The sequence below is a fragment of the Streptomyces roseoverticillatus genome (assembly GCF_000719265.1).
Classification (GTDB): Bacteria; Actinomycetota; Actinomycetes; order Streptomycetales; family Streptomycetaceae; genus Streptomyces; species Streptomyces roseoverticillatus.
On the sequence record NZ_JOFL01000088.1, the window covers coordinates 1 to 224 of the forward strand.

Below are 224 nucleotides of genomic sequence, written 5' to 3' on the forward strand. Positions count from 1 at the left end.
CTGGAGAGCAAGAAGCCGTACACCGATGGTGTGATCACGGGCTGGGGGACGGTGCACGGGCGGACCGTGTTCGTCTACGCGCACGACTTCCGGATCTTCGGCGGTGCGCTGGGCGAGGCCCACGCCACGAAGATCCACAAGATCATGGACATGGCCATCGCGGCGGGTGCGCCGCTGGTGTCGCTGAACGACGGTGCGGGTGCCCGTATCCAGGAGGGCGTCTC

Annotated in this window: 1 protein-coding gene; it reads left to right on the forward strand. The window is 67.0% G+C overall.

All coding sequences use genetic code 11. From position 1 onward, the window contains the following. A partial coding sequence (locus tag IF61_RS33100) for a carboxyl transferase domain-containing protein (RefSeq protein WP_043191821.1) occupies nt 1-224 on the forward strand: 224 nt, incomplete at both ends.